7 protein-coding genes are annotated in these 6,250 nt (G+C 57.3%); 2 read left to right on the forward strand and 5 right to left on the reverse strand.

Going from position 1 to position 6,250, the window contains the following annotated elements; all coding sequences use genetic code 11:
• Positions 1-22 precede the first annotated feature (22 nt).
• The 3 genes from gcvH to VEG30_18540 form a co-directional block, all read right to left on the reverse strand.
• On the reverse strand, positions 23-409 hold the full coding sequence (gene gcvH / locus VEG30_18530) for a glycine cleavage system protein GcvH (GenBank protein HXZ81932.1): 387 nt from the start codon (positions 407-409) through the stop codon (positions 23-25).
• Positions 410-546: 137 nt separating this feature from the next.
• A complete protein-coding gene (gene gcvT / locus VEG30_18535; protein ID HXZ81933.1) occupies positions 547-1,701 on the reverse strand; it encodes a glycine cleavage system aminomethyltransferase GcvT in 1,155 nt (384 codons plus the stop codon).
• A 307-nt stretch (positions 1,702-2,008) separates the two neighbouring features.
• On the reverse strand, positions 2,009-2,596 hold the full coding sequence (locus VEG30_18540) for a hypothetical protein (GenBank protein ID HXZ81934.1): 588 nt from the start codon (positions 2,594-2,596) through the stop codon (positions 2,009-2,011).
• Between the two features lie 352 nt (positions 2,597-2,948).
• Here VEG30_18540 and VEG30_18545 point away from each other — a divergent pair, with 352 nt between their 5' ends.
• Positions 2,949-3,836: a tetratricopeptide repeat protein gene (locus tag VEG30_18545; protein ID HXZ81935.1), complete on the forward strand. Its 888-nt coding sequence runs from the start codon at positions 2,949-2,951 to the stop codon at positions 3,834-3,836.
• 180 nt (positions 3,837-4,016) lie between these two features.
• Here VEG30_18545 and VEG30_18550 read toward each other — a convergent pair whose 3' ends face one another.
• Entirely contained in the window at positions 4,017-4,931 is a 915-nt protein-coding gene (locus tag VEG30_18550) for a GAF domain-containing protein (GenBank protein ID HXZ81936.1), read from the reverse strand.
• 153 nt (positions 4,932-5,084) lie between these two features.
• Entirely contained in the window at positions 5,085-5,495 is a 411-nt protein-coding gene (locus tag VEG30_18555) for a hypothetical protein (protein ID HXZ81937.1), read from the reverse strand.
• Positions 5,496-5,855: 360 nt separating this feature from the next.
• Here VEG30_18555 and VEG30_18560 point away from each other — a divergent pair, with 360 nt between their 5' ends.
• Positions 5,856-6,191, forward strand: coding sequence for a hypothetical protein (locus tag VEG30_18560; GenBank protein ID HXZ81938.1), 336 nt, complete (start codon positions 5,856-5,858; stop codon positions 6,189-6,191).
• Positions 6,192-6,250: the final 59 nt, after the last annotated feature.

Below are 6,250 nucleotides of genomic sequence, written 5' to 3' on the forward strand. Positions count from 1 at the left end.
TGAAGCGCGTTTACACCAGCCGCTACGCTACCTCCTCGGCGACGAACTTCTCATAGTCCTGCGCCGAAAGCAGGCTGTTAACCTCGCCGGGATTCGAAATGTTTACCTTTATCATCCATGCACCGTGAGCATCCGTATTGATCTTTTCCGGCGACTTCGACAGATCCTCATTTACCTCCGCCACCGTCCCCGAGACCGGCGCATATAAGTCCGACACAGCTTTTACGGATTCCACTGTCCCGAAGCTCTTACCCGCAGTAACGCTGGCGCCAACTTTAGGCAGCTCCACAAAAACAATGTCGCCCAGAGACTCCTGGGCGTGATCGGTGATGCCGATGACTCCGGTGTTACCTTGGATTCTGATCCACTCGTGCTCTTTGGTGTATTTGAAATCCTGCGGATATGTCATTTCTCGTTCTCCAGAAGTGCGGAATCATTGCCGCCAACGACAGGCTATACGAAGGATCACTACGGTCTCTCTTGCAAGCTCTGCGGTTTCCTGCGCCTGCATGCAAGGTGGTTTGATTCTGCTCGATGCAATAGGAATCAGGAATTCTTCTTTGGCCGTTTGTAAAAAGGCGTGGGCACAACCTTAGCTTTGACTCCTTGCCCGCGAATTTCCACGGCTAGCTCTGTTCCCACTGCCGAATGCCCCAGTGGCACGTAGGCCAGTGCAATGTTCTTCTTCAGAAACGGAGCATAGGAACCGCTGGTTACCCATCCAATTTCTTGGCCGGCCGTATCCAGCAACCTGTATCCATCGCGCGCAATGCCGCGGTCCATCATCTCCAACCCCACCAGCGTCCGGGTGATCCCTTGGGTCTTGGCCTTAGCCAGGGCATCCCGGCCCGTGAATTCCGACTTCTCCATCTTGCAGAAGCGGTCCAGGCCGGCTTCCCAAACATTGATTGAGTCCGAAATTTCGTGCCCGTAAAGCGGCAGTTTTCCTTCCAATCGCAGCGTGTTGCGCGCCCCCAGGCCACAGGGAATCGCGCCAAATTCTTTCCCTGCTTCCAGGACTTGGTTCCACACCGCCGCGCTGATCTCTGGATCCGCGGGCACATAGATTTCGAAACCGTCCTCTGCGGTATACCCCGTTCGTGCGATCAGGATATTTGGGAGCCCGCACACCGTCCCATGCGTGAACCAGTAAAACTTCACTGCTCCAAGATCGGCATCCGTCAGCTTTTGCAGCAGATCGACTCCGCGTGGACCCTGAATCGCGATCTGGGTAAAGTCATCGCTGAGGTTATCCACCTGACAATTGAAGCCACGCGCACTGTCGCGAGCCCACCCATAGTCCTTTTCGCGCGTGCCTGCGTTGATCACAATCAGGTAATTGTCCTCTCCCAGCTTGTGTACGATCACATCGTCCACAAACGTTCCCTGCGGATACAGCATGGCGGAATACTGCGCCTGACCCACTGAGAGTTTGGCGGCATCATTCATGGTGAGGTGCTGGATAGCCGCCAGCGCCTGCGGCCCGCGCACGCGGATGTCTCCCATGTGGCTGACATCGAAAACCCCCACTCCGCTTCGCACGGCCATGTGCTCAGCGATCAGTCCACCATATTTGGGATACTCGACCGGCATGTCCCAGCCATTGAAGTCCACCATCTTGGCTCCCATCTGCCGGTGGACGGCGTTGAGCGCGGTCTTGCGTGGCGTAACCGCGGCGGCTGGCACAGCTGACAAGGACACCCTCCATGCGCCAACTGATTCGGCGCAAACCAGTTGGCAAACCGCAAACGTTATCACGCGCTTTTTCGCGGGGTCAAATGAGGGGACAGCAGCGCAGCGGACCAGTTTGCGTCGTCATCCCGCCCCTTCCCATCGAGCACCTTGATTGTCATCATGAGCCGCCAGGGGCGGCGAGGGATCTGCAGTTATGCCGCTGGGCAGAGCCCTGCCCCTATCACTCGCGCCGGCGCCCCAGCTTCCGCGGCGGACCTGGGATTCAGGACCGTTCTTCACCCCAATCGGCGAATGGGAAGGAAATACCACCCCGTCAGATGCGCTTCAGAAAATGGACCACATCGTCACCGCCGATTTTCGTGTAATGCACAGTGACGTGCTCCCCTTCCTTGCCAACATAATCAGCGCCTCTAACTACGCCGTGTTCGGTATCAACCGAGGCATCTTTGCTCAGGTGAAAAGTCTTCTCTGCTCCGTCCTCCCCCTTTATGACTATAGTGTGGGCAGCCTTGTCGACTCTCGTTACCGTGCCTTTGGCAACATGCGCATCCGCCTTACCGAAGTCGCGAACCGCAACCGCCGTCTTATCCACACCCTTCTCCGTGTAGTGAACAACGACGTGCGCGCCGTCCTTGGCGCCAACAGCAGCCTCGCCGACGCCTTTCTTGGTCAGCTTTCCCGCATCATCGAAGGACTCTACCGCGGTGTGACTGGTGTACTTGAATACGTGCTCGGTTCCCTCCGCCGTATCGACGGTGATAGTCTTTGCATCTTTGTCCACCCTCTTGACCGTCCCATCCACCGCATGGACCACATCTTGAGCAAGGGCCTGCAAGCCAGCAGTCCCCAGCACCCAAGCAAAACAGATCAACAGCGATTTGATTTTCAGTGTGCGCGGCACGGATTTCCTCCTGGTAGTTGTACGCGTGAAATGCAAAGACCGCTGTGGCTGCCAGCCATCATCCCGAACTGGGAACCAAAACCGGCGACCTCGAACACTGCAATAGAGGCTTCGCCATTTTACCCGCAGGCCCCCTTGGGCCATCGATTTTCTCGTCCAGAGACAATTTTCCGCAGCATGAGTTGTTGCAGCACTCTACCTTTGCTCCCGGCTTCCACAAGCAGTACGCAGAAAATCCACAGAAATCGCGGCCCAGGCGTGCAAAAGGGAGCACATTCAGCAAAAATCCCCTTGCGTGCGCACCTACCCATTTCGATAATTTCACAGCAGGGCGATCTCCAAAAAGGCCAACGTGCATCGATATCATCGAGCCGACGTACTCCGCATTCTCCGCATTTCGGCCAAACAGTTGTCGCAATGGCAGAAAGCCGGGCTGGTGGCCGTCAGCGAGACCTATTCTTTCTTCGACCTGCTGCAACTGAAAAAAGTTCGCGACCTGCGCGCCAAGCGCGTGCGTCCGGCGGTCATCCGCGAATCCCTCGCGGCTATGCAGAAGCAAGTCGCGGGAATGGAGAATCCGCTGCTGGAGGCGAGCACCTTCTCCACCGGTGCGCGCGTGATGTTCCGCCACGAAGGCAAGGTAGTGGACCCGATCGCCGGCCAGTTTATGCTCGATTTCGCGCCTCGCCAGCGTGTGGTCCCGGCCACACTAACGCCAGTTCGGGCAGCTGAAACCGCGGTCGAGTACTTCGCTCGTGGCGTGGCGCTGGAGGAAGACCCCTCCGCGCAGCAGGACGCGATTGCGGCCTACGTGCGCGCTCTGGAGCTTGACCCCAATCATGCCGCCGCACATATCAATTTAGGCACGCTCTACTACAACCAGCAGGACTACGCGCGCGCGGAAGGTCACTATCGCAAGGCCATCGAAGTGGACCCGCGATATGCCTTGGCCTATTTCGACCTGGGCAACGTGCTTGACGAGACCGGCCGGGTGACCGAAGCCATCAAGGTCTACAAGACTGCGCTGCAACTCGCTCCCACTTACGCCGATGCCCATTACAACCTGGCGTTGGCTTACGAGAAGATTAAGGACTCACGCAAAGCGCTCACTCATTGGCGCGCCTACTCCTCACTCGATAGCGTCAGTGCCTGGGCTGCCCATGCCCGCAGCCAAATCCAACGCATCCTCGCCGCCGAGAAGTTGCAGGTTGTTTACCGCAGAAAGAAGGACGGACTTTAAAGATTACTATTGCTCGTTGGCGGTCTGCGATTCGCTTCTGGAGCAAGACTTGGTTTCGCTCCGTCCGTTGGGAATCAAGGATTCAGGCATACCGCCACCCTTTCGATTCCGACATTGCTATCTCGAAAGGATAGCCGCTTTTTCAGGGTTGAAGTAGGAAACCGACGCGTCCGCTCTCCTCTACATCACAAACGCGCTCTCCGATTCCGCTAGTCTCTCGCTCTTCGGACGCAACGCCCGCGCCACCTCCGGCTCGCTCTCGCCGGCGGCCTTCTGCGTCAGCGCCATCACCATCAGGCTGGCGAGCATTTGCACTGTGGCCACATCGCGATCGTCGAACCCGTAGGGCTCACCCGAAAGTACCTCCAAAACTCCCAACACGCCGCCCTCGAGGTGGACCAGCGGAGCCACCACCAGCGAACTTACCCCCAACTCGCGGCAGTTCTGCCGATCAACTTTAGGATCCTTCTCCGCATGATCGCAGCGCCAGGCTTCCCCAGTCCGCAGGCACAAACCCGAAAGCCCACGATGTGTCTGGATTTCACTTCCCAATTCCGGCACGCCGCTGCCGATCCGTGACTGGCAAATCATCTGCCCGTTCTGCCACAGAGCCAAGGCAGCCCCTCCAGCATGCGTCAGCGACCAGGCCCGTTCCAGGATACGCGGCAGCACCGAGTGTTGCTGCACAAGCGCGAACGATTGGGCATGTTTCTCCAACCGCGCGGCAGCGATATCAATCACTGGCCTGTCGCTGCCACCCGCCCGGCCCCACGTCGCCTGCCGCCCTGCAATCTCTAGTACCGGTGTCGCTGCGCGCGAGGCCGCGAAGCCGCCATCCCGCTGGCCGTACACTGGCGTTCCCGCCGGGCGCAACACATCCGCCACCACGCGCTGTAGTACCTCATCTTCAATTAGGTTAGCCGTCGCTTGGCCGCGCAAGGTGCCTCCCAACGCGCAGGCGAGACTCAGCACTGCCTTGCTCCCGCACGCCAGGCAATTCGTAGTGCTGTTGTAACTGATGAGCTCGCATTGGACGCATAAGACGGCGTCCCTCAATTGCAGAAATGAAACCTGTCTCGCATTCGGTGTTGCCATCCTGACGTCTTTCTCCTGGAAAACTGTTAGGTGTGTGACGTGTGCGGGTAAGGCCGCAGGAAATTCAGGAAACAGAAAGTAGGGCAAGCGCTAAAGAAAAAGGAGTACCGGAGTTGGTTCGGTTGTGGAAATCTGCGCAAACCGAACAATGCGTCACACAAGATCAGCCAGCGAGAATTTTTTCTCGTGCAGTCGGTACTCGAGAAGTGCCCGGCCATCGGCGGTGATACGCACGCTGCCATTCTGCCGCTCAATCAGTTGCGCATCTTCCAAGAAGGCGAGCCATTCGTCGAAGGTGGTGCCTTCAAAGATCTCCGGATAATGGCGGCGAGCCTCGCCCCAGACAAAAAACAATCTGTTAGTCGAGGCTTGGCCTTTTCCGGCCCTGCTGATCAACTGCAGCGCCGGAACCTGGGTTTCCCACAAAATCGCATATTCAGGATCGAAGGCATCTGCCAGCGAGAGGATAGTAAAGCCCCGATGGCATGGCAGCGGCTCACCACATTTCGGATAATCCTGCAGAAGGGCAATCAGTGCCGTCCAAATCAGACCCGCCACCAGCAATCCCAGAATCATCGAAAGCGCGATCATCGTCGCACCTGCACTTTCTGGGCCCACCATCCCGCAGGAGCAGGATGGGAAGTTAGGTCCGCGATCCGTCTTCCCCATTTAGAAGCTTAGGTCAGCTGCCATATCTTCACAGTGACCACGGTCACTGCCCCAAAACATATCTTGACACGATATACAGGTGCGGGAAATCCAACGGTTTCCGTCCGCCACTCGGCTTTACCGGTGAAATTGCGTACGCCACGGCAAACAGCCGGTTCGTGAGCGATTCGGTTCTGCTTTAGCTTCGCGCCCTGCCGTATGATGGCGAATCTCGCCTGATTTCAAGGCGGGCCACTGAGTGCGATGGGAGGACATGTGGCAAACGAAAATCTTGCAGAAGCACGCGCGGATACAAGTCTTGCTGACAAAGTCTTCAGTAATTCGCCCAATATGCTCGTGCTTTGTCTTACGGTCATAGGCCTGGTCAAGATTTATACGCGTTTCGAGAGAATCACCACGCTTGCCGACAATTTCCTGGCCTTCATCTGCCTCGGATATTTTGTGGCGACACTCGTTTCCTACCTGGCGTTGCGGAGCCAGCAGAAAGCGCAGCGACTCAGGCTCGCGAAGATAGCAGACCTCCTATTCCTGATTTCGCTGTGCTCCACCGCTGCCGTAGCCGTTTTCATGACTTTCACCCTGCAGGGCTAGAGGAGGAATACGGCTACTGGCGTGTGCAGTGAAAAGTTCGGCAGGAGTGCATGGGAAAC

The organism is Terriglobales bacterium, from assembly GCA_035624455.1.
Lineage (GTDB): Bacteria > Acidobacteriota > Terriglobia > Terriglobales > Acidobacteriaceae > DASPRM01.

Excerpts from the sequence above, each read along its gene's own strand:
- VEG30_18550 (HXZ81936.1), bottom strand. The coding sequence starts at position 4,931 with ATGGCAACACCGAATGCGAGACAGGTTTCATTTCTGCAATTGAGGGAC.
- gcvH (HXZ81932.1), bottom strand. The coding sequence starts at position 409 with ATGACATATCCGCAGGATTTCAAATACACCAAAGAGCACGAGTGGATC.